The following is a 23,870-nucleotide window of genomic DNA, read 5'->3' on the forward strand; positions in this document are numbered from 1 at the left end:
ATAAAATATAACCCATGGATATACTTACAATAGTAGGCCTGATAGGCGGTTTTGCCTCACTGCTCATAGGTGCAGTACTAAAAGGAGCAAGTATACCCTTCCTGATACAACCGTCCGCCTTTGTGATAGTCGTGCCTACTACCCTTTTCGCAAGCTTGATAACTGTCCCACTTCCGAAGTTCTCCAAGATAATTGAAGGTCTTAAGATGGCCTTTGGAACTTCCAAAGAAGATCTTCTACAGGTAAAGGTACAGCTTGTCGAGTTAGCTAATGTAGTGAGGAGAGAAGGTATGCTAGCTTTGGAGACAAAAGCTGATGAAATAACTAACCCCTTTATCAAAAGGGCTGTAGATCTAATGGTTTTGGGAGTAGAAGAACATGTTCTTGTAGAAAGCTTGGAATCCGAAATAGCCAGAGTAGAAGAAGATTATGAGATAGCAATAGAATATTGGAAAACAGCAGCAGAGAGCGCACCTACCTTTGGTCTTGTCGGTGCTGTGTTTGGACTTATGAAGGCTCTAAAGAGTCTCGATAATGCTAACGAACTTGCTCATGGTATCTCTGCCGCTTTTGTTGCTACAGTATACGGAATATCTTTTTCCTACCTTGTCTTTGGCCCTATCTCAAAGAAGATAAAGGTAAAATCCAAAGAAGAAATCTTGAAGATGCAGATGGTCCTGGATGCATGTAGGATGATGATCAGAGGTGAAAATCCAAGGCTTATAGAGGAGAAGTTGAACAGCTACGTAGAGGTTAAGTAATGGCGAGAAAGAAAAAGTGTCCCGAGGAAGTTTCAGAGAAATGGGCAATACCTTACGCCGACTTCCTCACACTCCTCCTGTGTCTCTTCATAGCTTTGTTTGCAATGGCTCAGGCTGGAAAACAGGCTGCTGTAGAGTACGCTCAGGCCTTTGCAAGAGCCTTCGGTATGAGGCTGGTACCTTTTCAAGAGACACTACCCAAGCAGATCCTCCCACAACCTGTAGTACCACCAGCTAGACCAACGGAAAAGGGGCTAAAGCTCCAGAGGCAGCTTGAAGAACTCCATGAGATGCTTCAGAAGATGGGATTGGAGGGTGAGTTTAAGGTCTCTTACGAGGTTATAGGCATAAGGCTTATACTACAGGAGAAACTCCTCTTTGACAGTGGTTCTGCCACCATAAAGCCTGAGTTCTATCCCATACTTGACAAACTTGTTGAAATATTAAACAGCCTTCCAAACCCCATAGAGGTAGAAGGACATACGGACAATATACCCATCTCCACTGACCTGTACCCTTCCAACTGGGAGCTTTCAACAGCCAGAGCTAGCGCTGTAGTACGTTACTTCATAGCTAAGGGTATATCACCGAGCAGGTTAAAAGCTGCAGGTTACGCAGACACAAGACCTATAGCTCCTAATACTACACCCGAAGGTAGAGCCCAAAACAGAAGGGTTGAGATAGTCATACTCAACATAAAAGGTTCTGAGCTTACCCAGCAGACACCTCAACAGTAGCCAACACAGACTGTATGATGTAATCTACTTGCTCCTCGGTAAGGTATGGATGGACAGGTATGGAAAACACTTCTCTTCTAAACTTCTCTGCCCTATCCAACGGTAGATGCTCAGCGTTTCTTAGTTCACTTAGAAGGTACGTGTAATAAACTCTTGAGTCTATACCTGCCCTCTTAAGATCCTGGATTATCTTGTCCCTCTCTGGATGGCGCAAGGTATAAAGGTGATAAACATGATAAGCTCCTTCTCTTTCGGTGGGTACCGCAAAGTGATTTTTAAAGGCTTGGTTGTAAATCTGCGCCCACGCTCTTCTTGCTTTGTTCCTTTCGTCGAGGTACTTTAGCTGTATGCTACCTATAGCAGCTTGGAATTCTGTAATCCTTACGTTAAAAGCAGGATGCTCTCCAAAATCTATCCACTTCTTTACCTCATTAGCAAGCTTTTCATCCTTAACAGCTATAGCACCGCCTTCCCCCATAGGTACGTTCTTGGAAGCATAGAAGCTAAAAGCCGCCATATGGCCTATAGAGCCTGCCTTCTTTCCCTTAAACTCGGCACCGTGTGCCTGTGCTGCATCTTCCAAAACATAAAAGCCATACTTTTCAGAAAGGTACATTATGCTTTCCATGTCAGCGGTCTGACCGTAAAGATGTACAGCTATGGCCACCTTCGGTCTGTACCTTTTTACTGCATCTTCTAACTGTCCAGGGTCCATGGTGTAGTACTCGTCCACATCCACAACCACAGGAATACCACCAGCTAAGAGAACAGCATCTATGGTAGCCATAAAACTTAAAGCAGGAACTACCACCCTCTGACCTTCAACACCCAGAGCCTTGAGTGCTATAAACAGAGCTACGGTACCAGAACAAACGCTGTACACATGCTCCACACCTAGGTAGCTTGCAAACTCTTCTTGAAACCTTTGGGTCCATTTACCCCTGGTGATCTGTCTACTTTCCAATATCTCCAGCAGGGCCTGTTTTTCCTCTTCAAAAAACCTTGGTTCTATAATGTTTATCATCCTTTAAAATATACCATATCATGTACTCTTTAATACACAAGCATAAAAGGCTGGTAGCTCTTTTGGTAGGTTTAGCTTCCTTTAGCTTCTTCCTATGGTTGTTTTTCCAAGGAGGGGTAAAAGAGTTTTTCTCCAGCAGTAGCTGTGTTGCAAAAGTTAACTCGGAATGTATAAGCCTTAGGGATTACAGAAGGGAGCTTATGCGCTACTCTAGATTCCTTGAGGACAAAAACCTTGAACAAAGTGTGAAGAAAACGGTGCTTGAAAGCCTTATAGTTCAAGAATTACTCTATCAAAAGGCAAAAGAACAAGGACTGCTAGCAAGTCCTATGGAGGTAAAAGAGGTAATAAGTTCAGATCCGAGCTTTCAAGAAAACGGAACCTTTAACCTCCAAAAGTACAAAGACACCCTTCTTAAAGTAGGTATGGAGCCTTACGAGTACGAAGAGTACATAAAAAGGCTTCTAAGCATACAGAAACTCCTAAGACTCATATCCAACGCCGTCTACATGACACCAGTGGAGGAAGAGATCAATATAAAGGTACACTCTACCCTATTGTCTGGAAGGCTTTACCTCATAACACCTCAAACAGTACGCATAGACTATAAACCTTCAGAAGAAGAGATACTAAACTACTACAAACAACACCAAGAGGAATTCAAGTCAGAACCTACTAAGGTGATAAGAGTTTGGAGAGTAAAAGACAAAAAGGTGGCCCAGAGTATATACGAAGATTTAAAGTCTGGAAAGGAAGTACAGGGTTTTGAAGAATTACAGCTACCAAAGGACAGTCAAAGGCTCAGCCAAAACCTTCTTGGAGAAGTACAGAAACTATCTCAGAAGGGACAGTTCACCTTTACCAGAGAAGGAGAGGATTACGTAATCATCAAGCTCGAGGATGTTAAGGAAGGAACCCAGGATTTTCAAGAGGTAAAACAGAAAGTAGCTGAGAGGCTTTTCCAAGAAAAGTTAAAGGATCTGCTAAAGCAAAAAGCTGAGGAGTACACCAAACAACTAAAAGCTTCAAAGGAGATAGATCTAAGGTTCCTCAGCTTCTCTAAGGCTTCTATATCTCAAATATCTTCTATACTCAGACTTAAGGACAAAGATGTAGTAGAATTAATCTTCTCTAAGGAAAAAGTGTTTGGTCCTTATGAGATGTTAAACGGTTACGGTGTAATAGTTGTAGAAAACAGAGAACAGAGCATTCCGAAGGATAGAGATGCTATAATAAAGGAAGTACTCAGCCTCAAATCTGAAAGCGTGATAGACAGGTACATAGACTACCTGCGCAAAAACTCCAAGATAAGCATAAACAAGGAGCTTTTGGGAATTGAGTAGAATATTTGACCTGTATGGAGGGTAGGTATGATAGGAAAATTGGTCAGGCTTGAGAGGATAGTAAACAGAAACACCGGTAAAACTGTCATAGTGCCTATGGACCACGGAGTAAGCTCGGGTCCAATAGAAGGCATAGAGGACATAAGAAAAGCCGTTGAGGATGTAGCACAGGGTGGAGCGGACGCAGTAGTGTTACACAAAGGTATGGTAAAGGTAGGGCATAGGGGAAAAGGCAGGGATATAGGCCTGATAATTCACCTTTCAGCTTCCACAGACTGGGCACCTACTAAGAACGACAAAGTACTTGTATGTACGGTGGAAGAAGCCATAAAGCTCGGTGCTGATGGCGTGTCCATACATGTAAACATAGGTGCAGACCTAGAAAGGGAAATGCTCAAAGATTTTGGTTACGTTTCCAAAGTTTGCGAAGAATGGGGAATGCCACTTCTGGCCATGGTGTACGGAAGAGGTAAAGACATGAACCAGTATGATCCAAAAGTGGTAGCCCACTGTGCAAGGTTAGGGGCCGAACTGGGTGCAGATGTGGTAAAGGTACCTTACACAGGAGATCCAGAAAGTTTTGCAAAGGTAGTCCAAGGCTGTCCAATCCCAGTAGTCATAGCCGGTGGTCCAAAGATGAAGTCCCACCTGGAGGTTCTACAAATGGTCTACGGTGCCATACAGGCAGGCGCTAAAGGCATATCCATAGGAAGGAATGTATTCCAGGCAAAGGATAGAGTAAAAATGACAAGAGCTCTATGCAGGATAGTTCACGAGAATGCAACTGTAGAAGAAGCTCTCAAGGAGCTTGAACAAGGGGGATAATGATGGGGCTACTTGAAGGGAAAAAGGCACTCATCACCGGTGTGGCCAACGAGAAGAGTATAGCTTACGGTATAGCCAAGGCGTTTAGAAGGGAAGGTGCAGAGCTAGCTTTTACCTATGCCAACGAAAAACTCAGAGATAGGGTTAAAGAAATAGCAAAGGGACTGGGGTCTGAGCTTGTGTTTGAATGCGATGTTTCAAAAGATGAGCATATAACAGCCCTTAAAGATTGGCTCTCAAGGGAATGGGGACAGTTGGACATACTGGTTCACTCCATAGCCTATGCACCAAAGGAAGAGTTTAAAGGTGGACTAATAGACACATCAAGAGAAGGCTTTAGGATAGCCATGGACATATCGGTATACTCACTAATAGCTTTAACACGAGAGCTTCTACCACTTATGGAAGGTAGGCAAGGAAGCATAATAACCCTTTCTTATTACGGTGCCGAGAAGGTAGTACCCCACTACAACGTGATGGGTGTTGCAAAAGCAGCTCTAGAAGCAACCGTAAGGTATCTAGCTTACGACGTGGCAAAGTATGGACACAGAGTAAACGCCATATCTGCTGGACCTGTGAAAACATTAGCAGCTTACAGCATAACAGGGTTTCACCTTCTCATGGAACACACTACCAAGGTAAACCCCTTCGGAAAAGCTATAACCATAGAGGATGTAGGTGATACTGCAGTCTATTTATGCAGCGATTGGGCTAGAGCCGTAACGGGTGAGGTTATACATGTGGACAACGGGTACCATATAATGGGAGTGTTTGGTAGGGAGGAGGAGATAAAAAAAGAGGTATTTGGTAAACAGAGTTGAGCTATAATATAAAGTCTGATCTTTGGAGGAGAGTATGGACGAGTTTGAAAAGCTACTTGAAAAAAGCTTAGAGATAAAAACACTGCGGAAAGGGCAAGTTGTTAGCTGTAAAGTGGTCAAGGTAGATGAACAGAATGTATACGTGGATATCGGCTATAAGACAGAAGGCATAATCCCAAGGGAAGAGTTGTCAGAGGTCAAGGAAGGTGATAAGATAAAAGCTGTAGTAGTAAAACTCCCCAAGGGTGCACAACCCATACTTTCCTATCAGAAGTATGTTAAGGAAAAGTTGTACGCTTATCTGAAGCAAGCCTATGAGAAGAAAAGGTTTGTTTCAGGTATTGTAGTAGAAAAGACCGATGAAGGTTTTTGGGTAAATGTAAAGGGTGTAAAGGTACTGCTACCTGTAAAAGAGGCAAGCAGACGCACAAAGGTCGGTAAGAGGGTAACGATACAGATAACATCTATGGATAATAACACTATAGTCGGTTCTGAAAGACCATACTTAGAGCTGTTGGAAAAAAGAAAGAAAGAGAGGATACTTAGTAAAATAAAAGTGGGGGACGTAATAGAAGGTAGGGTTGTAAAGATAGATCCAGATAAAGGTATAACCCTCCTTATAGGAGGTGTTCTAAGGGCGTTCCTTCCTAAAGAGGAACTCTCCTGGGGAAGAGACAAAAATCCATACAACTATGCAGAAGTGGACGAAAGGCTAAAGGTAAAGGTTATCAGGATACCTAAGGACAAAGAATTCATCTTTGTAAGCTTGAGACAACTCAAAGAAAATCCGTGGGAAAAGATCAAAGAAACCATAAAGAAAGGCGATATACTGAATGTCAAACTCCTAGAGCAGACAGATAAAGGTTTTATAGCTGAGGTCGTTGAAGGTGTAGAAGGGTTTATCCCTAAGGAAGAGGTCCCACAGGAAGAGTTTACCTTCAAAAAAGGCGCTGAAGTTAAGGCTCTGGTTCTAACCTTTGAGCCCGAAAGAAGACGTCTTATTCTGAGTGTCAAAAGAGCGCTACCTAAACCTTGGGAAGAGTTTCTTAAAGCTAATCCCGTTGGTAGTAAAGTAAAGGGTGTGGTAGAAAAGATAGAGGGCTCGACAGCTATAGTCAGGTTGACAGACAAGGTGATGGGAATAATACATAGACAAGACCTGAGCTGGGTTAGACTCCCAAGGATGGAAGAAGCACTCAAAGAAGGAGAAGAGAGAGAGTTTGCAGTTCTTGGTGTCGAAGGAAAGTACATAAAGCTAGGCATAAAACAACTCACTCCTAACCCTTGGGATATAGTAGCTCAAAAGTACAAGGTGGGTGATAGACTAACTCTTAAGGTAAAATCCCGCCATCCCTTCGGTGTATTCCTAGAACTGGAAGAAGGTATAGACGGCCTCCTGCCTATCTCTGAGATACCTAAAGGTGTAGAGCTTAAGGAAGGAGACGAGGTACAGGTAAGGATAGTAGAGATACAACCCGCCGAGAGAAAGCTAACTTTCAGCATGAAGGAAGAAGACACAAAGGGTAAGGAGGAGATAATCTCTACTACGGGAAGTACAAGCGGATTTACTCTAGGAGAGATACTCAAAAAGAAGATGAAACTATGACAAAGGACCTGTTAGCTTCCAAGCTTTTTCAAAAGCTACAGGGTAAAAACATATCTAAGAGAAAGGCAAAGAAGATAGTAAGGGCTATATTTGAAGAGATAAAGGGCGGTCTTCTTAAAGATGGTGTGGTAAAAATATCCTCTTTTGGTACCTTTAGACTAAAAAGTTATAAGGCCAAGACAGTAAAGCTTCCCACAGAGGGTAAACAAGTTTACATACCACCAAAGGAAAAAGTAACCTTCATACCTAGCAAAAAGCTGATAGGTAGATTGAACATAGGCGTAAAGAAGGTTAAAATTTAATCTATCCCGGGGTGTGGCGCAGGCGGTAGCGCGCTGGCATGGGGGGCCAGAGGTCACGGGTTCAAGTCCCGTCACCCCGATTTTTACTATGGAGAGGCCAAAGATGAAAGAAGACCTGTCTTCTCTTGCTCTTAAAACCTTCTTAAAGGCTGTGGAGATCCTGGGTGGTTTTGAAGAGCTCATCCAAAGGGACAGGTTAGACTGGTTGTCTCCTATACTCAAGGCCTGCTATGTTATAGTCCTAAGCGAGGAAGGACAGAAAGGGGAAGAAGAGATAGCTGAGCTGTTAAAGCTCTCCAAGCAGACTATTAGGAACATACTCAACTCTGGTGTACACCTACTTCAGTTGGATCAAGTTAAGGACATAAAACCCCAAACATCAGGTGCTGTTGCTAAGTTAGCTTACAAGCTCGTTAAAGATGGCTACGAAGAGTCTAAACTTTTGGAAGAATGCTCCTTTATGGTGGCCTACGCCCTGGATGTACCTTGGGCTTACCTTCTCCTTAGAAGGATAAGGGGTGTTGAGTATCCTCTGAAAGATCCTAACAGCATAGTGGACAAAGTGGATGGCATAGTCATAAGAGGCAGACCGGCCAGGGACGTGCTCATGGAAATAGACTACCCCGTGAAAAGTCCTGTAGAGTTGCTAAGAAGGATAAAGGAAAACCTAAAGATGCATGGTCTGGAGTAGCCTTTGAAGTACGTAGGCTACTTCCTACTCCTTATCCTTTTCCTCTACTTTACTCTTGTAAAACCCTACACCATCGCCAGAGGTATAGATTACGAGGTTACAGGTCTGGAGCTGAATCTAAGAGAACTAAAGCTTGGGATAAAAACCTTTTACATCTACTTCCCCTATAAAGATGGCGTGTGGTTTGTAGGGATAGAAGGGTTAACTTGGAATAGGGGAGTTATAAGAGTAAGGGATACGTCTGTAGTAGAAGTTTCATCAGTGACTGCTCAAAAACCCTTTGACTTCGACTTTTCACAATTGATAAGGCTTTCTAAAAGCTTAAAGGTATACGCAGACAAGGTTTACTTTTCAAGCACAAGTATACCTTACAAAGAGAGTATAACAGTCTTTGTAGGAAGATCTTCCTTGGAAAAGGGTAAGCTAAAAAGCCACGAATGGACTGATGTCTACTATACAAAAGAGGGTCAAGTACACCACTACATGGTATTCGTGTATAACTCGCATGCAGAAGGGGGAACCTTCTTCGTGGATAGGGCATACCTCGTCGGGGATGGGTTTTACGCACAGCTTAAGGCTAAGTGGGAAGGGAAGAAGGGTAACTTTGAAGGAAATGTCACTGTAACAGGCTATGAAGGCAGGTACTTTACCCTCAGCCCTGTTCTTTTATACATAAAGGGTGATATTAGCTACACCTACATAAAGGCGTACCTTGAAGGTTTTGCAGATATGCTAACAGTACGCAGTACATCCTTTAAAGGACTTAGGGCAGAGGGTCAGTACTCATGGAAATGGCACAAGGAAAACAAGCTAATAGGAGAGATAAAGACGGAAGTTTCTAAAGCTCTGGTTTACTATGACCTTCAACAAGAACTCCTAAAAGCAGACCTGCAAAAGATTCCTATACAGGAAGCCAACCTTTCGGCCATAGCAGATGGTAGTATAGAGTGGTACATAAGGAGAAAGTTCCTACACCTTAAAGCTTTTTCAGACGTTATAACTTACAAGGACTTAAAGTTATTAGGAAGTCAGTTAGAACTGATCCTGGATTACTCGAGGGGTCCATCTGCTTCTGTTAAGTTTCTTTCTATATCACCAAATGCTACCTTTTCAGGAAACTTCTACAGTGGGTACCTCCAGGGTAAGTTAACCCTTGTAGACTATCCTTTAAAAGAGCAGAACTTTAGTTCTCTTGTTTCTTACGATGGGCTTTTGTATTATAAGGATGGTAAGGTAGCACTTGATGGTTATGGAATGCTTTCACAGACTAGTTATGAAAGTACCTCTTTGGGGAATTTTGTTTATAAGCTACAGCTTGACGGAAAAAACTACCATATAGAGCTACGTTCTCTAGGATTGGAAATCTTTGGTTCAGGAAACTTAGAAGAAAAGTCTTTTAGTGGATGGGCAAGCCTTAAACAGTACAACTTGAACTACAAAGAAAGCAATTTGGAAGCCCTTACTGGACAGCTTCAAATAGACTACCTTAACGGTCTGCAGAGTCTAAAAGGGAACATAAGCGGTGCTTTTCAGAAAGATAAGATTAGTTCAAGATTTTCACTTTACGTGGACATAATAGATAACCATAAGGGTAACTATCTCCTGAGGCTTGAAGACGTAAAGGCCTATGGTCTTGAATTTTCTGGTGGTACTGTTAAAGGTACACTGCAGGATGGAAACGTTGAAGGCACTTACAACCTGGTAGAAGGGCTTGAAGGAGAATTTCGCTACACTAAAGATGGTCACCTCTACGCCAAGGGTAGTTACAAGGGTGAGGTAAAGGGTATCAATCTGAACCTTGAGTACTCCCTAAAACAGTGGAGAGACTCCAGCAGCCTTGTTCTATCAGGGTTTGGCAAGTACGCCAACTTCAGCTTTCCTGTAAAGGTAAGGTCAGATGTACAGAAGGAGTCTGTAGGGGCTATAGTCGAAGGCTTTAGCACCCATGTGAGTCCTTTCCTCCTGGAGTTTAAGGGCCTTAAGGTGGCCAATTCTATGGTCTACTTTGAGGGGGCTTATCTGAAGCTTCAGGATAGGACTGTTCTGACCCTTTCAGAAGGTGTCTGGAGACTGGATATAAAGAACAAAAAGCTGGAACAAGAGCAGGGTATAAAGATGACGGGTGTTTTAAACGGTGGATTAAAGATATCCTACGAGGATAATCTTAAGATAGACTCGGAAGGTCAGGCAAACCTGCAGGAGCTGTTTTCCATGATAAGGAGCAGACTTCCTATCTACCTTGAGGGGAGACTCAGCTACACCCTTACATGGGGCAAAGATATAAAGATGCTAAAGGTTTATTCTCCAGGGATACTTACCATAAGGTCAAGGTACTTGGCCATTCCACTTGAGGGAAGCTTAAACCTATACTACGACGGAAGGTTAAAAGGAGAAGGAAGGTTTGCAAACGGAAAAGCCTTAGCCACGCTTAACTTTCAAGGTGATGAAAAAAAGGCACACATTCTTATGGACATAAAAAAACTTCCTGTGCTCTACAGGGATAAAAGGATAAGATACATGGGTAACTTGGATGCAAACACTCAAATGAACACAGATTATAAAACATTAAAAATTGCTGGCATGCTAAGCTTTGACGGAAACTTACTGATCGGTAAAGATAAAACTCCAAGCCAAGCTCAAAAGCCTAAAGAGTACGAAAGAATAACCCTAAACCTATCCTTGAAGTCAAAGGATGCCATAAGGATAAACATCCCAGAAGGCTATGTTTATGCAAACGTAGACGGAGAAATCTCTGGAACCCTCTACGAACCAAGTTACAAGATAAACCTCAGCCTAGCTGGTGGACAGCTAAACTACTTTAACAAGGCTTTCTATGTCAGGTTTGGAAAGGTGGAGCTTACTGAAAAAGCAACGAATCTTAACGTTAACCTATTGACCCCCATGAACGAGTACGACGTCATAATAGATATACTGGGAAACGCTAACTATCCTAAAATAAGCCTAAGGTCTGACCCACCAAGAAACCAAAGGGAAGTGCTTACATCCCTGGTCCTAGGTGGCACTTCTGGAGAAGGTCTCTTTTCCTTAACAGGAGCTCTCCTCTCATATACTCCAGAGCTTGAAAGCTTACTAAATACCGTCAACAGAGCGGTAGGAAGCGGCCTAAAATTGAATGTATCTCCTAAAGTGGGTACTTCTGGTGAGACTGGAGTATCTGTTAAAGTCTCTAAGGATGTATCCGAAAGGGTTGGAGTAGAGTATCAGCAGAGTACATTAAAGGATCCAAAGGAGAGCTTTTACGGCGCAAACCTAACCCTTACACCATACAGTTCAGTAGGTGGCAGGGTATATCCTAACGATGGGAAGGAAGTGAGAGTAAGGTTCAGAAAAAAGTTTGACCTAAGGTAAGGTATAATAGCTACATGAACTCCATAAGGCTTCAGCTTATATATCCAGAGGAGAAGGTAAAGGAACCTCTCCTGTGTATGGTCTGTAAGAACTTCGACGTGGTGGTAAACATAAGGACTGCAAAGGTGAGTCAAACTACAGGCATACTTACCGTGGAAATAGACGGGCAAGAAGAGGAGATAAACAGGGCCATTGAGTTTTTGGAGTCTGCGGGAGTGATAGTCCAACCCATAGAAGGCCAGATATTCACAGAATGAGAATCTCTGAGCTTGGAGAGTTTGGCCTTATAGAGAGACTAAAAAACCTACTAGGGGAGAACATTATAGGAGACGATACGGCCTGTGTGAGCTTAGGTGATGTAAACCTCCTTCTTACCTGTGACCTCCTTCTAGAGGACAGACATTTCAAGAGTTTCTTTCCACCTGCCTCCTTAGGGTGGAAGGCCATAAGCGTAAACGTCAGCGACGTGTGTGCCAACGGTGGGACACCTAAGTGGGCCTTGGTTTCCCTTATGGTACCAGACTTTGAAGTGTCCTACATAGAAGAACTCTACGAGGGTATAAAAAGGGCTTGCGAGTTTTACGGATGCAGGGTAGTGGGTGGAAACGTAAGCAGATCGGATAAAGTGGGAATAGACGTATTTATGGTTGGCATAGCTCAGAGGTTTGTAGGTAGGTCTACAGCCAAAGTAGGAGATGGGGTTTTTGTTTCAGGAACTCTTGGAGACTCTCGGGCGGGGCTTGAACTACTCCTTATGCAGAAAGACTATTACGAGTCCTTTGAGCTAAGGCTCATAGAAAGGCATCTGAGGCCAACGGCTAGGATAGACTATGTTAAACACATCACCAAGTATGCGAACGCCAGCATAGATATAAGCGATGGGCTCTCCTCTGAGCTATGGCATATATCCAAAAGGAGCGGTGTAAAGATAGTGGTAGAAAAAAGAAGAATACCTCTGTCTAAAGAGCTTCTTCTTTTTTGTGAAAAGTACGGAAAGGATCCTTATGACTATGCCCTGAATGGTGGAGAAGATTATCAGCTTCTGTTTACACATCCTGTTCACAGACAGAACCCTTTTCTTGACATGACGCAGATAGGTGTGGTGGAAGAGGGGCAAGGTGTTTTCATAGACGGTGAGCCTTTGAAAGCCCAAGGCTACAAACACTTTGGGTAGAATGGAAAAGCTCTACACTTGGTTAAAGCTCAAGGCAGTAAAGGGCCTGGGTGAAAAGAGTATAAAGAAGCTCTATCGACACTTCAAAAATCCAGGACTTGTCTTTGAAGCAGACTTAAAGATCCTAGAGCAACTTGTAGGACACACACGTGCAAAGAACATCAAGAGTAAGACCTTTTCCTTCGATCCAGAAAATGTGGTAAAGGTGGTAGAAAAAGAAGGAATAGGCTGGACAACCCTGGACATGAAAGATTACCCTAAGCTTCTCAAGGAGATAGAGGATCCACCCCCTGTTCTCTTCTACGTTGGCAACCTAAGGGACATCCCTCTGGTAGGAGTAGTAGGGACAAGAAACCCGGATATCTACAGCGTAAGCTTTACCAAGGAAATTGTCCAGGGTATTGTTTCCTTGAATTTCGGTGTTGCATCGGGTGGAGCAAAGGGCATAGATTACCTGTCCCACAAATTTTGCGTAGAAGCCGGTGGCTACACGGCATGCTTTTTAGGCATGGGTGTGCTGAAAGCTCCCGAACACCTTAGGAAAACGGTGTTAAAAGAGGGTGTACTCATGTCTGAGTTTCTTCCAGAAGAGGAACCTGCAGAGTACACTTTCGTAAGGAGGAACCGGCTCATAAGTGGATCTTCCCTTCTCCTTTTGATAATAGAAGCTGGAGAGAAAAGTGGAGCTCTTATAACAGCAGAGTTTGCCCACAGACAGGGTAGACCTATCTTCGCTCACATAGGTGTAGGTAAAAGCCCAAGATGGAAAGGATGCGTAAAGCTTGTGAACGAAGGAATAGCAAAAGCCTTCTCCGACCTTTCCGACTTAGGCCTGAACCTTCAGAGCAAAAGATTGCCTGAAGATGACCTTATAAGCCTGCTTGTATCACCTAAGACCTTTGAAGATCTTCTTACGCTAACTGGCATGGACCCAAGGTCCCTCATGAACAAACTCACCCTTTACGAGATAGAAGGTAAGATAAGGAGGAACGGAAGTTACTACACAATCGCCTAAGAGCCTTTTATCGGTATACGGTACTTCTTTATCCTGTAGTCTAGCTGTCTTAAGGTAAGCCCCAAAAGTTTAGCAGCCCTTGACTTTACGTAGCCTGTTTTTTCCAAAGCCTTGATTATCTCTTCCCTTTCTGTACTTTCCACAAAGGAAGGCAAGTTCTTTAGCTTTTCCTTCGTGTCTTCTGAGAAAAGATATGAAGGAAGGTCCTTTGGTGTTATGAGTCCATCCTTGAGTATAACGAGCCTTTCCACTGTACTTTCTAGCTCTCTCACGTTACCAGGCCAAGGATACTCCATGAGTACATCCATCGCCCTTGTGTCAAACCCTACTTTTTTGTTGTAACGTTTGTTAAAGAGTTGCAAAAAGTGATCTACAAGCACGGGTATGTCTTCCTTTCTCTCCCTTAGAGGTGGTACGTGTATAGGGAAAACGCTCAATCTGTAATAGAGATCTTCCCTAAAAAGTCCATCTTCTACTAGCTTTTTAAGATCTTTGTTTGTAGCAGATATGATGCGTACGTCAACCTTTATGGTATGTTCCCCACCCAATCTTTCTATCTCCTTTTCCTGGACTACTCTTAAAAGCTTTGGTTGTAAAGAAAGAGGCATGTCTCCGACTTCATCAAGAAAGACTGTTCCACCTTCTGCCAACTCAAACTTGCCCTTTTTGGAAGTGTATGCACCAGTGAATGCTCCACGCTCGTAACCAAAAAGCTCAGCTTCTAGGAGAGTTTCTGGTATGGCAGAACAGTTTATGGTAACAAAGGGTCTATTCTTCCTTGAACTTTGAAAGTGTATAGCCTTCGCAATGAGACTTTTACCAACGCCACTCTCTCCCGTAATGAGTACGTTCACGTCCGTCTTTGCCACCTTGAGTATAAGCTCTATTAGGTTCTTTACAGCTGGAGACCTTCCTATGATGCCCTCCAGGCTGTACTTTTCCTGCAGCACTTTGGTAAGCTCTTCTTTTTCTTCCTCCCACTCCTTCTTTTGCTCCTGCATCCTTTCATCCAGCTTGTACGCCATACCTAACATGGTACAAACTATGAGAAGCATCTCCAGAGCACTTTCTACACTATCCTTTGGACCAAGTTCCTTGTACAAGGAAAGTACACCTATCACTTCTCCACCAACCTTTATGGGAACTGAAAAGAAGCTTTCTGATCCTTCGGAAAGGAACATAGGTATACCATTCTTGTAAACCTTGTCCCATATATCCTCTCTTTTAACTTCCTTCTTCCAAGATCCAAAGGATGCTACAACCCTAAGAGACTTTATGTTTTTATCGTAAAGGGAAATAAGACCCCTGGATATGTTCCAGAAGGAGTATAGAACTTTGAGTACGTCCAGAGAGGCCTCCTCAAAGCTTTGACCCCTGCTTAGTACTTTTGCCACTTCGTTGACTATACCTATCTCCTTGATGGAGACCTCTCTTTTGGCCATCACTGACCTTCCTTAACCTTGTAATAAAAGATAAGTGCGAATATGACTATACCACCAGCTATCCCAAAAAGGAGAGTATCCACCGGTTTCTGCCAGGAGACGAAATTTTTGGTGAAGGTTATAGCTAGTATAAGTACTATAACGCTTGAGAGCTTAGCCTTAAGGTCATCAATGCTTTCTATCCTAAGCCACTCTGGAATGCTTTCTATCTTTTCAACAAAGAGTTCATAAAGACCCACCGCAAAGATATAGAGTACTACAGAGAGAAGATATATGTCCATAATCGATATAAATTTTGTAGCCAAGACTGTTGAGTCTAATTCTCCAAAAGCTGTAAGAGCCTTGTAGATAGTCTCTATGAGCAGATAAACACCGTACAGCGCAAGGATCACAGAACCAATAAAAAGGCTTAGGGAAGGTATCAGGGCTACAAATCCACCCATCCGAAGGATCTTCTTTATCATGATAGATATTTTAGGACTTTTTGGGCAACCTCCTTTGAATTCCTGATACAGTCAGCTACGGACACACCCCTAAGGTAATTGCCTGTAAGGAAGAGGCCAGGGTTTTCCTTCTCTATAAGATCTGCAAGCTCGTAGAACCTTCCGTAGCCCAAAGTGTACTGGGGAATACCACGCTTCCATTTGGTTATGTTGATTATCTGCGGTACCTGGCCGAGTATTTCTTTTATCTCCGATTGAACTATCTGGGCTATAAGATCGTCCTCATAGTCTACTATCTGAGGATCTGTTGACCCACCTAGATAGATAGTGAGTAGCTCCATCCCTTCTGGAGCTCTTCCAGGGAAAAGCTGCGAAGAGAAGACAGCTCCCAAAATCCTCTTCTTCTCTACCCTTGGCACCAAAAAGCCAAAGCCCTTAGGAACCGTACCCTCCTTTACTACAGCATGCACCACCACCACGGGGGCATAGTATACCTTGTCAAATTCCTGGGCTACGCTCCAAGATATATCCCTAAGGAGATATCCCAGAGACCAAGCTGGGGATGCTATTACTACAGCCCTAGCTTCATACTTACCTTCCTTCGCGTCCACTAGGTATATCCCTTCCTTCTTCCTAATCCTTAAAGCCACATTTTCACTTTGGACGGCCAAGTTTTTAGAAAGCTCCTCAATGAGGGTTTTGTTTCCACCTTTGAAGGATATGAGTTTACCGCTAGGTCCCAAGGCTTTTAGTTTTATGGCGCCCTTTATAAGGCTTGTATACTTCTGCTCAAGCTCGTAAACCTTTCTAACGGCGTACTTTACAGAGAGCTCCTTTGGATCCCCTGCATACACACCCGATACAAAGGGGGCAACTAGGTAATTTAAGAATTCTTCACCAAGTCTCCTTCTAACAAACTCAGCTATACTCTCTTCCGTCTTTACAGACTTGGGAACGAAAGGCTCCTTTAGTAATCTAAGCTTTCCAGAAATAGAAAGGAGAGGCGAGGTGAGAAACTCCAAAAGGCTCATGGGTATAGGGATTAGCTTTCCCTTCTTGTACACGTACCTGTTCTTTGAGACAACACTGGCATACTCGGGAGATATGCCCGCATCTTTTAGAAATTCCTCCACTTCTCGATCCGCCAGGATAGTCTGAGGACCAAGCTCGCATAAGAATCCATCTTTGAGGATAGTCTGTATGTTACCACCCAGCTGCTCTTCCTTTTCAAGCACAAGGACTTTAACACCTACCTTGTTCAAACGGTATGCTACAGAAAGCCCCGATATGCCAGACCCTATGACTATAACATCCTGCATAGGGTTTATAATTATATTCTCTGGAGAATTAGGAAGCTTTAAAATCATAAAGGGGGAAGTTATGACTCCTGCACAGACGTCTGAAGTAAAACTCGTTGAAATACTTTACAAGGCTGTAAGACTAAACGCCTCGGATGTTCATCTAACACCAGGTGTTAGACCATGCGTCAGGATAGACGGGAAGATACAGCAGCTTATGGAATACCCTGTGCTCACCCCTGAGGTTACCCAAAAGCTCGCCTATTCGGTCATGTCAGACAGGCACAGGAAGGAGCTTGAGGAAAAGGGACAGGTAGACTTTTCTTTCGGGGTTAAAGATGTGGGAAGGTTTAGGGCAAACGTCTTCTTCCAGAGGGGTTCTATAGCCTGCGTCTTCAGGAGGCTCCCTTACAAGGTTATGTCAGTAAAAGAGTTAGGTCTTAGTGAGAAGGTCCTTGATCTATGTCACAAAAGTATGGGTCTTGTGTTAGTCACAGGCCCTACGGGATCCGGCAAGACCACCACACTGGCGGCACTCATCAACTATATAAATGAAAACTTCCACTACCATATAATTACCATAGAGGATCCCATAGAGTACGTCTTCCAACACCGAAAGAGTATAGTAAACCAAAGGGAGATAGGAGAAGACGTTGACTCTTTTGCTGCAGCTCTAAGGGCAGCTCTCAGGGAGGACCCGGATGTTATCCTTGTAGGAGAGTTAAGGGACTTGGAGACCATAGAAATAGCTCTAAGGGCGGCAGAAACAGGACACCTGGTTTTTGCTACACTACACACCAACACGGCTATATCCACTATAACCAGAATAGTGGATGTCTTTCCTCCAAACCAACAGGAACAGGTAAGGATTCAGCTCTCCTTTGTACTTCAAGGTGTCATATCCCAAAGGCTTGTGCCCAAGATAGGTGGTGGCAGAGTTTTAGTCTACGAGTACTTGGTACCCAATACAGCTATAAGGAACCTAATAAGGGAGAACAAGCTCCAGCAGATTTACTCTTTGATGCAGACGGATCAGGCAAACACGGGCATGCAGACTATGAACCAGTCTTTAGCTTACCACTTTAGGGTAGGTAACATAACCTACGAGGATGCTATGAAGTACTCTCCAGATCCAAAAGAGCTTGAAAGGATGATAGGTGTGAGGAAGTAACATGCCAAAGTTTAAGTACAGGGCGGTATCTCCTGATGGATCTTTAGTGGAGGCGGAGGGTGAATATCCGAATCAGGAGGCACTCATAGCAGACTTACAGACAAGAGGTTACTCCGTAGTAAGGTTCACTGAAGTTGAAGCTGAAAAGAAAAAGGGTATAGAGATACGCCTTCCTTTCGGTGGTATCAGCGACAGGGACATATCCATATTCTGCCGGCAGTTGGGAACCATGCAACGGACAGGCGTGGACATAATAACAGCCCTGAACATACTCCTTGAGCAGTTTCCAAACAAGTCTATGAAGAACGCCCTAAGGGAAGTCATAAGGATGATAAACGAAGGAATGGACCTTTCGAGCGCCCTCAGGAAATTTCCCAACGTCTTTCCCGAGTTCGTGGTAAACCTGGTCAGGGTAGGGGAGGAGAGTGGAAACCTGGACGTAGCTCTCTTAAGGGCTGCAGACTACTACGAGAAGATAGCGATGATAAAGGGAAAGATAAAGAGCGCCTCCTTTTACCCAGTGTTCGTGGTGGTAGTAGCAACTCTCATAGTGACGGGTATCCTATACTTCCTCGTCCCTACCTTTGCCCAGATATACGAGTCGTTGGGTGGAGAACTCCCGCTACCCACTCAGATGCTTATAGCAGCGTCTAACTTAATAAGACAGAGCATACTTAAGGTCTTTCTTATCCTTGTAGTAATAACTTTTGGCTTTAGATACCTCTACGCAAACGTCTACCAGTTTAAGCGTTCCGTTCATGGACTACTTCTAAGACTTCCTAAAATGGGTGATTTGTTCCTAAAGAGCGCCATGGCAAGGTTTGCCAGAACTCTGGCAACACTTTATACAAGCGGTGTCAGTATAGATAAGGCTCTTGAAATAGCAGGAAAGGTAACAGGCAACGTACTCATAGAGGAGGCTCTTGACTCCGCAAAAGTTGCTGTTACAGAGGGTAAATCTCTTTATAAAGCCTTAGAGCAGACCAAATTCTTCCCCCCTATGGTTGTAGCTATGGTGAGGATAGGTGAAGAAACAGGTGCCCTTGATCAGATGCTCGATACTATAGCCAACTTCTACGAAGATGAATTCGACAGAGCTGTAGAAGGTATGATAAAGCTTATAGAGCCTATGCTTATGGTCTTCATAGGTGGTGTTGTAGGACTTATACTCATAGCTCTGTATCTGCCTATCTTCAAGCTTGGAGAGCTTATCAAGGGATAATAAAGCGTGCCCGGGGGGACTTGAACCCCCGACCTAGGGCTTCGGAGACCCTCGCTCTATCCAGCTGAGCTACGGGCACTACAGGAGGTTTTCTTTATAATAGTCTACTACTACCCTCCTTATACTATCAAGGAGGTCCCTGGATACTATTTCCACATGTTCAGGCATCTGTACAAAATAACCACCGTGTTTGTTTTCTAAAAGTTTTATCCCCTTTATCAACACTTTATCGAAGAGTAGAAGATCGACATATGCTAGTAACCTAGGTCTTTTTACAGATACCTCAAAGGGATAAAACTTTATGAGCTTGATGTCCATGCCCTTTGAAGCTTTGCATACTTCTCCAGAGCCAACCTCCTCTTTACTCCCTTCACTCTGTCTATGAAGGTTATGCCTTCAAGATGGTCAAGCTCGTGTTGAAAGACTATGGCGGGAAAACCCTCCAGAGTGTACTCCACCTCTTTTCCTTCCAGATCCAAAGCCTTTAGATAAACCCTTGAAAATCTCTCAACCTCTAGGCTTATGCCCGGGAAAGAAAGGCAACCTTCTTTGTATACGATGTTGCCTTCCGCATGCACAAGCTCGGGGTTTATCAAAACCAACTTCAGGGGTTGTGAATCCTTTCTGGGCGTTGTGTCTATGACCATAATCCTCAATGGAACACCTATCTGGTTTGCAGCAAGTCCTACTCCCTCCTCATGGTACATGGTGTCAAACATATCTTGGACCAAGTTGTAAATCTCTTGGTCTATATCTTGCACCTTTTGGGTAGGCGTCTTAAGGATAGGATGTGGGTACTTTAACACTTCCCTTATCATAGAGGATTATTCTAAGCCTCTACTGGACCAATTGCAAGCTGTTAATGGTCATAAGACTTCCACGTAAACACCCTTAAGGTAGAGGGTGTTGGGCATCTGAAGTATCCATGGGTGGTCAAGGTCCTGTATACTTTCCCCCACTACCCTAACTATCTTTTTGGCATCTTTGGCTGCATCCAGAAGGGCTTTAAGAAGGTGATCTCTTGTTATGTGGAAAGAGCAGGAGTATACAGCCAAGTATCCACCAGGTTTAGTTATGTGAAGCCCTCTAAGGGCAAGCTCTTTGTAACCTCTCATGGCGTTTGGAACAGCTGCTTTATTCTTTGCAAAGGAAGGAGGATCTATTACTACTATGTCAAACTTTTGACCTTCTTGATGCATTCTTTTAAGGAAATCAAAGGCGTTGTCCACCACCCACTGTATGCCTTCTAGAGAGTTTATCTCTGCGTTCCTCTTGGCCGTTTCGATGGCACCCTCTGAGAGGTCCACACCTATCACCTCTCCAGCTCCTGCCTTTTTCATGCTTAAGGCAAACCCACCTGTGTGACAGAAAACGTCAAGACACCTGTCCCCAGGTTTTACCAGACTCCTTATCATCTTCCTTGCGTACCTCTGATCTAAGAAAAAGCCCGTCTTCTGTCCACGTGGTATGTTTACTATAAACTTAAGGTCATGCTCCCATATTATTACCTCTTCGGGGACATATCCGTATATGGTACCCTCCTCTGCTGGTATACCCTCTATGTACTTGGCTGAGTCACTCACCTTCTCGTATATACCTTCGGGTTTTAATATGTCTATGAGAGCATTTATCACCCAGTCCCGTAAGGTATGCATACCGTAGGTAGTAAACTCTACAACTAGATAACGGTCGTACACGTCTACTACAAGACCTGGTAGAAAGTCACCCTCCGAGTGTATGAGCCTATAAGCGTTACTGTTTATTGAAAGCTTCTTCCTGTATTCGTATGCCTTTTGTATTCTCTCCCTAACGAGTCTTTCAGATATCTTCCTCTCTTTGTCAAAAGAGAGTATTCTTACAGTGATGGTACTGTCAGGGTTTATGTAGCCATAACCTATGAACTTACCCGCATAGTCTCTTACTACTACTAGCTCACCCTTTTGGGGTTTCTTAGAGTAGGATATTATCTCTTGCTTGTAAACCCAAGGGAAGCCGCTTCGTAGCTTATCTTCGACTCCTTGGGCTACCCTTACATGAATCATTCATACTCTACAAGCATCCTGCTAGCTATCTCTTTAGCTTTCTCTTTACCCAACAGTCTCTCCACAAGCTTTAAGCCAAAGAGAAGGGCCGTACCTGGCCCTTGACTGGTTATGACGTTTTCATCCTCTACCACCTTCTCATCCACGTAAAGGGCGGGCTTTATCTCATCCTTGAGGGCTGGATACACAGTAGCCTTCTTCCCTTCAAGGGTTCCAAACTTGGCCAGCGCGGTGGGGGCTGCGCATATGGCACCTATGAGCTTTTTCTTCTCCTGCATTTTCTTTATAAGATTTTCCACCCTTGGATCCTGCTTTAACTTTTCAACACCACCAGCACCACCAGGAAGTATGACAAGATCAAGCTCGTCTGGGTTTAGATCATCAATAGACACATCTGGCACTATCCTCACGTTCCTGGCACTTGCCACGGGTTCCTTAGAAAGCCCAGCTATAAGCACATCTATACCTGCACGCCTCAGAACATCTATGGGAGCTACTGCCTCTACCTCTTCGTAACCTTCTGCTAGTATTATGGCCACTTTCATGTATATTATTATAAGCTTCTTACAGAGTTAAGTACCACACTAAGGGAAGACACTGCCATAAGAAGCCCAGCAAACTCAGGCTTTAAATACAGTCCGTAGCTAGATAAAAGCCCTGCACCTATAGGTATGGCCAGAGTGTTGTAGACAAAAGCCCAAAAGAGGTTCTGCTTTATCCTTCTGTAAGTAGCCTGGGATAGCTCAAAGAGATAGCTCAGAGAGCCAACACCCCCCAATAGGACCACGTCGCATACCCTTTTAGTAAAGTCTGCAGCGCTGCCCACGGCTATTGCTACATCTGCCCTACTCATCACGGGAGCATCGTTTATACCATCACCCACATAGGCGCACCTAAAGCCCTGCTTTTGGTAACCTTCAAGAAGCGAGAGCTTTTCTTCTGGCAAAAGCCTGCAGTGGTACTCTTCTATGCCTACCTCCTGAGCTATCTTCTGAGCCCTGTCACAGCTATCGCCTGTGAGCATAAGCACCCTAAGACCCTTTGCTTTTAGAAAGTCTACAGCCTCTTTTGCCTTTGGGTCTATGCTTGTCTCAAAGTCAAAAACAGCAAGCACTCTATCTCCTTCCTTTAGGACCACCCTACCATCTTCTGACCTTCCCAAAAAGTACTCACCACACAGTACACCTACACCCGCCATTTCCTTACATCCTTCGAAGGACTTAGGCTTTAGACCAAGGCTTTCACAGTATTCGGCTATGGCTTTGGAGTACGGATGGTTAGAGTTGTTTGCTATAGAATAGGCTAGCTCAAGAGCATCCTCCGAGAAGGTTTGGAGGCTTACAACACGTGGAGTTTGCTGAGTTAGTGTGCCTGTCTTGTCAAAGAGTACCATGTCTACCTTGGGTATCCTTTCAAACACCTCAGGGTTTTTAACGAGAAGACCTCTCTTGTAGCACCTTAAAAGCCCTACGGTTGTAGCCAAAGGTACGGCTATGCCAAAGGCGCAAGGACAAGAAACTACAAGAACAGCAAGAGAGAACTCCACAGCCTTCTGAAGATTTCCCGTCTTCCAAAGCCATAAGACAAAGACTACAAGAGCTAAAGAAACTACAAACTGTACAAAGTAGTGAGAAACCCTGTCAGCAAGAAGATGTACCCTGGGTTTCTTCTTAAGGGTTTCCTCCACAAGTCTTATGAGCATAAACACGTAGCTCTGGTTTGCTGGCTTTTGGACCTCCCCCACTATCCTTCCAGTTACTACGAGACTGCCAGACAGCACTGTCTGACCCTCCCTTTTGATAACAGGTACACTCTCGCCCGTTATCAGAGATTCATCCACCTCTGCAGAACCTTCCTTTACCACAAGATCAACGGGCACCATCTCACCCGACTTTACCACCACAAGGTCACCCTTAAAGACAGACCATAGGTCTACAAAAACCTCCTGACCCTTTTCTAGAACTCTCACCTTGGAAGTCTGAAGACCAAAGAGAAGTTTAAGGTCTTTAACGGCCCTCTCCTTTACCTTGTCCTCTATAAACTTACCAAGTCTTACGAAGGTTATCAGAAAGGCCGAGGTCTCAAAGAAGGGACTGCCTGACAGAAGCCCAAAGGTGGCAAGAACGCTGTAAAGATAAGCAGAAGTACTACCCAAGGACACAAGAAGATCCATGTTGCCCACACCGGCTTTCAGGGAACCCCAGGCAGACCTGTAGAACTTGTAACCACCTACCACCTGAACTATACCAGCAAACACCATCTGGAGTAAGTGACTCCAAGGGCTATGGTAGAACATAAGACCCATGATTGCGAAACTGAGAATACTGCAGAGTACAAGGATCTCTTTATCCTTATTCTTTACCTCGTACTCCACTACTTTGTAGCCAAGACCCTCTATTACCTGCCTTATGCTATCAAGGTCTATAAGGTTCTCATCGTACTCTACGTACACCCTACCGAGTTCAAAAGAGACGTTTACATCTTTTACCCCGCCCATCTTGCGCAGGGTAAGTTCTATAGTCCTGGCGCAGTTTACGCAGGTCATTCCTTCCACTCTGAGCGTAGACTTCATAGGTATAGAATA

Annotated in this window: 23 protein-coding genes and 2 tRNA genes; 15 read left to right on the forward strand and 10 right to left on the reverse strand. The window is 43.9% G+C overall.

Going from position 1 to position 23,870, the window contains the following annotated elements:
* The first annotated feature begins 14 nt into the window (after positions 1–14).
* Positions 15–761, forward strand: coding sequence for a motility protein A (locus B5444_RS00490; RefSeq protein ID WP_079653308.1), 747 nt, complete (start codon positions 15–17; stop codon positions 759–761).
* Positions 761–1,498, forward strand: a complete 738-nt coding sequence (locus B5444_RS00495; protein WP_079653309.1) for an OmpA/MotB family protein — start codon at positions 761–763, stop codon at positions 1,496–1,498. Before B5444_RS00490 ends, B5444_RS00495 begins: the two co-directional genes overlap by 1 nt.
* On the opposite strand, the gene B5444_RS00500 is transcribed toward B5444_RS00495, so the two are convergent.
* Complete coding sequence (locus B5444_RS00500) at positions 1,473–2,522, reverse strand: DegT/DnrJ/EryC1/StrS family aminotransferase (protein WP_079653310.1); 1,050 nt, start codon at positions 2,520–2,522, stop codon at positions 1,473–1,475. The two genes, B5444_RS00495 and B5444_RS00500, sit on opposite strands and share 26 nt — an antisense overlap.
* 20 nt (positions 2,523–2,542) lie before the next feature.
* Between B5444_RS00500 and B5444_RS00505 the strand changes: the two genes are divergently transcribed.
* The 11 genes from B5444_RS00505 to B5444_RS00555 all read left to right on the forward strand — a co-directional run bounded on the left by B5444_RS00505 (position 2,543) and on the right by B5444_RS00555 (position 13,668).
* Positions 2,543–3,865 (forward strand): peptidylprolyl isomerase, encoded by a 1,323-nt coding sequence (locus B5444_RS00505; RefSeq protein WP_079653311.1) that lies wholly within the window; start codon positions 2,543–2,545, stop codon positions 3,863–3,865.
* Positions 3,866–3,892: 27 nt separating this feature from the next.
* On the forward strand, positions 3,893–4,690 hold the full coding sequence (locus B5444_RS00510) for a 2-amino-3,7-dideoxy-D-threo-hept-6-ulosonate synthase (protein WP_079653312.1): 798 nt from the start codon (positions 3,893–3,895) through the stop codon (positions 4,688–4,690).
* A 2-nt stretch (positions 4,691–4,692) separates the two neighbouring features.
* Positions 4,693–5,511: an enoyl-ACP reductase FabI gene (locus B5444_RS00515; RefSeq protein ID WP_079654617.1), complete on the forward strand. Its 819-nt coding sequence runs from the start codon at positions 4,693–4,695 to the stop codon at positions 5,509–5,511.
* A gap of 34 nt (positions 5,512–5,545) precedes the next feature.
* A complete protein-coding gene (locus tag B5444_RS00520; RefSeq protein ID WP_079653313.1) occupies positions 5,546–7,117 on the forward strand; it encodes a S1 RNA-binding domain-containing protein in 1,572 nt (523 codons plus the stop codon).
* On the forward strand, positions 7,114–7,419 hold the full coding sequence (locus tag B5444_RS00525; RefSeq protein ID WP_079653314.1) for an HU family DNA-binding protein: 306 nt from the start codon (positions 7,114–7,116) through the stop codon (positions 7,417–7,419). Before B5444_RS00520 ends, B5444_RS00525 begins: the two co-directional genes overlap by 4 nt.
* Before the next feature lie 7 nt (positions 7,420–7,426).
* Positions 7,427–7,499, forward strand: a tRNA-Pro gene (locus B5444_RS00530).
* Positions 7,500–7,507: 8 nt separating this feature from the next.
* Positions 7,508–8,110 (forward strand): hypothetical protein, encoded by a 603-nt coding sequence (locus B5444_RS00535; protein ID WP_079653315.1) that lies wholly within the window; start codon positions 7,508–7,510, stop codon positions 8,108–8,110.
* Between the two features lie 3 nt (positions 8,111–8,113).
* Positions 8,114–11,479 carry a translocation/assembly module TamB domain-containing protein gene (locus B5444_RS00540; protein WP_079653316.1) on the forward strand — a complete coding sequence of 1,122 codons (3,366 nt, stop codon included), beginning with the start codon at positions 8,114–8,116 and terminating at the stop codon, positions 11,477–11,479.
* A 14-nt stretch (positions 11,480–11,493) separates the two neighbouring features.
* On the forward strand, positions 11,494–11,736 hold the full coding sequence (locus B5444_RS00545) for an NIL domain-containing protein (RefSeq protein ID WP_079653317.1): 243 nt from the start codon (positions 11,494–11,496) through the stop codon (positions 11,734–11,736).
* Positions 11,733–12,653 carry a thiamine-phosphate kinase gene (gene thiL, locus B5444_RS00550; protein WP_079653318.1) on the forward strand — a complete coding sequence of 307 codons (921 nt, stop codon included), beginning with the start codon at positions 11,733–11,735 and terminating at the stop codon, positions 12,651–12,653. The genes B5444_RS00545 and thiL overlap by 4 nt, the downstream gene beginning before the upstream one ends.
* Position 12,654: 1 nt before the next feature.
* Complete coding sequence (locus B5444_RS00555; protein ID WP_079653319.1) at positions 12,655–13,668, forward strand: DNA-processing protein DprA; 1,014 nt, start codon at positions 12,655–12,657, stop codon at positions 13,666–13,668.
* Here the strand turns inward: B5444_RS00555 and B5444_RS00560 are convergent.
* From B5444_RS00560 to hemG, 3 genes are read right to left on the reverse strand one after another with little or no spacing between them, the layout of a single operon-like run.
* Positions 13,665–15,110 (reverse strand): sigma-54-dependent Fis family transcriptional regulator, encoded by a 1,446-nt coding sequence (locus B5444_RS00560; RefSeq protein WP_079653320.1) that lies wholly within the window; start codon positions 15,108–15,110, stop codon positions 13,665–13,667. The two genes, B5444_RS00555 and B5444_RS00560, sit on opposite strands and share 4 nt — an antisense overlap.
* On the reverse strand, positions 15,110–15,574 hold the full coding sequence (locus tag B5444_RS00565; RefSeq protein ID WP_079653321.1) for a YqhA family protein: 465 nt from the start codon (positions 15,572–15,574) through the stop codon (positions 15,110–15,112). Before B5444_RS00565 ends, B5444_RS00560 begins: the two co-directional genes overlap by 1 nt.
* Positions 15,571–16,872, reverse strand: coding sequence for a protoporphyrinogen oxidase (hemG, locus tag B5444_RS00570; RefSeq protein WP_079653322.1), 1,302 nt, complete (start codon positions 16,870–16,872; stop codon positions 15,571–15,573). The genes B5444_RS00565 and hemG overlap by 4 nt, the downstream gene beginning before the upstream one ends.
* Before the next feature lie 61 nt (positions 16,873–16,933).
* Here hemG and B5444_RS00575 point away from each other — a divergent pair, with 61 nt between their 5' ends.
* Both B5444_RS00575 and B5444_RS00580 read left to right on the forward strand, forming a co-directional pair.
* The gene (locus B5444_RS00575) at positions 16,934–18,022 is read left to right on the forward strand and encodes a type IV pilus twitching motility protein PilT (protein ID WP_079654618.1); all 1,089 of its coding nucleotides are present in this window, start codon (positions 16,934–16,936) and stop codon (positions 18,020–18,022) included.
* 1 nt (position 18,023) lies between these two features.
* The gene (locus tag B5444_RS00580; protein WP_079653323.1) at positions 18,024–19,244 is read left to right on the forward strand and encodes a type II secretion system F family protein; all 1,221 of its coding nucleotides are present in this window, start codon (positions 18,024–18,026) and stop codon (positions 19,242–19,244) included.
* A 5-nt stretch (positions 19,245–19,249) separates the two neighbouring features.
* Here the strand turns inward: B5444_RS00580 and B5444_RS00585 are convergent.
* The 6 genes from B5444_RS00585 to B5444_RS00610 form a co-directional block, all read right to left on the reverse strand.
* A tRNA-Arg gene (locus tag B5444_RS00585) sits at positions 19,250–19,323 on the reverse strand.
* Complete coding sequence (locus tag B5444_RS00590; RefSeq protein WP_079653324.1) at positions 19,323–19,562, reverse strand: globin family protein; 240 nt, start codon at positions 19,560–19,562, stop codon at positions 19,323–19,325. Before B5444_RS00590 ends, B5444_RS00585 begins: the two co-directional genes overlap by 1 nt.
* On the reverse strand, positions 19,544–20,062 hold the full coding sequence (def, locus tag B5444_RS00595; protein WP_079653325.1) for a peptide deformylase: 519 nt from the start codon (positions 20,060–20,062) through the stop codon (positions 19,544–19,546). The genes B5444_RS00590 and def overlap by 19 nt, the downstream gene beginning before the upstream one ends.
* A 48-nt stretch (positions 20,063–20,110) precedes the next feature.
* Positions 20,111–21,286: a class I SAM-dependent rRNA methyltransferase gene (locus B5444_RS00600; protein WP_079653326.1), complete on the reverse strand. Its 1,176-nt coding sequence runs from the start codon at positions 21,284–21,286 to the stop codon at positions 20,111–20,113.
* On the reverse strand, positions 21,283–21,831 hold the full coding sequence (locus B5444_RS00605) for a DJ-1 family glyoxalase III (protein WP_079653327.1): 549 nt from the start codon (positions 21,829–21,831) through the stop codon (positions 21,283–21,285). Before B5444_RS00605 ends, B5444_RS00600 begins: the two co-directional genes overlap by 4 nt.
* An 8-nt stretch (positions 21,832–21,839) precedes the next feature.
* The gene (locus B5444_RS00610) at positions 21,840–23,858 is read right to left on the reverse strand and encodes a heavy metal translocating P-type ATPase (RefSeq protein ID WP_079653328.1); all 2,019 of its coding nucleotides are present in this window, start codon (positions 23,856–23,858) and stop codon (positions 21,840–21,842) included.
* Positions 23,859–23,870 lie beyond the last annotated feature (12 nt).

The organism is Thermocrinis minervae (genome assembly GCF_900142435.1).
Classification (GTDB): Bacteria; Aquificota; Aquificia; order Aquificales; family Aquificaceae; genus Thermocrinis_A; species Thermocrinis_A minervae.

Coding starts and splice junctions, on each gene's coding strand:
- thiL (WP_079653318.1), top strand. CDS start 11,733: ATGAGAATCTCTGAGCTTGGAGAGTTTGGCCTTATAGAGAGACTAAAA.
- B5444_RS00565 (WP_079653321.1), bottom strand. CDS start 15,574: ATGATAAAGAAGATCCTTCGGATGGGTGGATTTGTAGCCCTGATACCT.
- B5444_RS00605 (WP_079653327.1), bottom strand. CDS start 21,831: ATGAAAGTGGCCATAATACTAGCAGAAGGTTACGAAGAGGTAGAGGCA.
- B5444_RS00545 (WP_079653317.1), top strand. CDS start 11,494: ATGAACTCCATAAGGCTTCAGCTTATATATCCAGAGGAGAAGGTAAAG.
- B5444_RS00610 (WP_079653328.1), bottom strand. CDS start 23,858: ATGAAGTCTACGCTCAGAGTGGAAGGAATGACCTGCGTAAACTGCGCC.
- B5444_RS00535 (WP_079653315.1), top strand. CDS start 7,508: ATGGAGAGGCCAAAGATGAAAGAAGACCTGTCTTCTCTTGCTCTTAAA.
- B5444_RS00515 (WP_079654617.1), top strand. CDS start 4,693: ATGGGGCTACTTGAAGGGAAAAAGGCACTCATCACCGGTGTGGCCAAC.
- B5444_RS00495 (WP_079653309.1), top strand. CDS start 761: ATGGCGAGAAAGAAAAAGTGTCCCGAGGAAGTTTCAGAGAAATGGGCA.
- B5444_RS00510 (WP_079653312.1), top strand. CDS start 3,893: ATGATAGGAAAATTGGTCAGGCTTGAGAGGATAGTAAACAGAAACACC.
- B5444_RS00575 (WP_079654618.1), top strand. CDS start 16,934: ATGACTCCTGCACAGACGTCTGAAGTAAAACTCGTTGAAATACTTTAC.
- B5444_RS00555 (WP_079653319.1), top strand. CDS start 12,655: ATGGAAAAGCTCTACACTTGGTTAAAGCTCAAGGCAGTAAAGGGCCTG.
- def (WP_079653325.1), bottom strand. CDS start 20,062: ATGATAAGGGAAGTGTTAAAGTACCCACATCCTATCCTTAAGACGCCT.
- B5444_RS00600 (WP_079653326.1), bottom strand. CDS start 21,286: ATGATTCATGTAAGGGTAGCCCAAGGAGTCGAAGATAAGCTACGAAGC.
- hemG (WP_079653322.1), bottom strand. CDS start 16,872: ATGCAGGATGTTATAGTCATAGGGTCTGGCATATCGGGGCTTTCTGTA.
- B5444_RS00560 (WP_079653320.1), bottom strand. CDS start 15,110: ATGGCCAAAAGAGAGGTCTCCATCAAGGAGATAGGTATAGTCAACGAA.
- B5444_RS00520 (WP_079653313.1), top strand. CDS start 5,546: ATGGACGAGTTTGAAAAGCTACTTGAAAAAAGCTTAGAGATAAAAACA.
- B5444_RS00490 (WP_079653308.1), top strand. CDS start 15: ATGGATATACTTACAATAGTAGGCCTGATAGGCGGTTTTGCCTCACTG.
- B5444_RS00505 (WP_079653311.1), top strand. CDS start 2,543: ATGTACTCTTTAATACACAAGCATAAAAGGCTGGTAGCTCTTTTGGTA.
- B5444_RS00590 (WP_079653324.1), bottom strand. CDS start 19,562: ATGGACATCAAGCTCATAAAGTTTTATCCCTTTGAGGTATCTGTAAAA.
- B5444_RS00580 (WP_079653323.1), top strand. CDS start 18,024: ATGCCAAAGTTTAAGTACAGGGCGGTATCTCCTGATGGATCTTTAGTG.
- B5444_RS00500 (WP_079653310.1), bottom strand. CDS start 2,522: ATGATAAACATTATAGAACCAAGGTTTTTTGAAGAGGAAAAACAGGCC.
- B5444_RS00525 (WP_079653314.1), top strand. CDS start 7,114: ATGACAAAGGACCTGTTAGCTTCCAAGCTTTTTCAAAAGCTACAGGGT.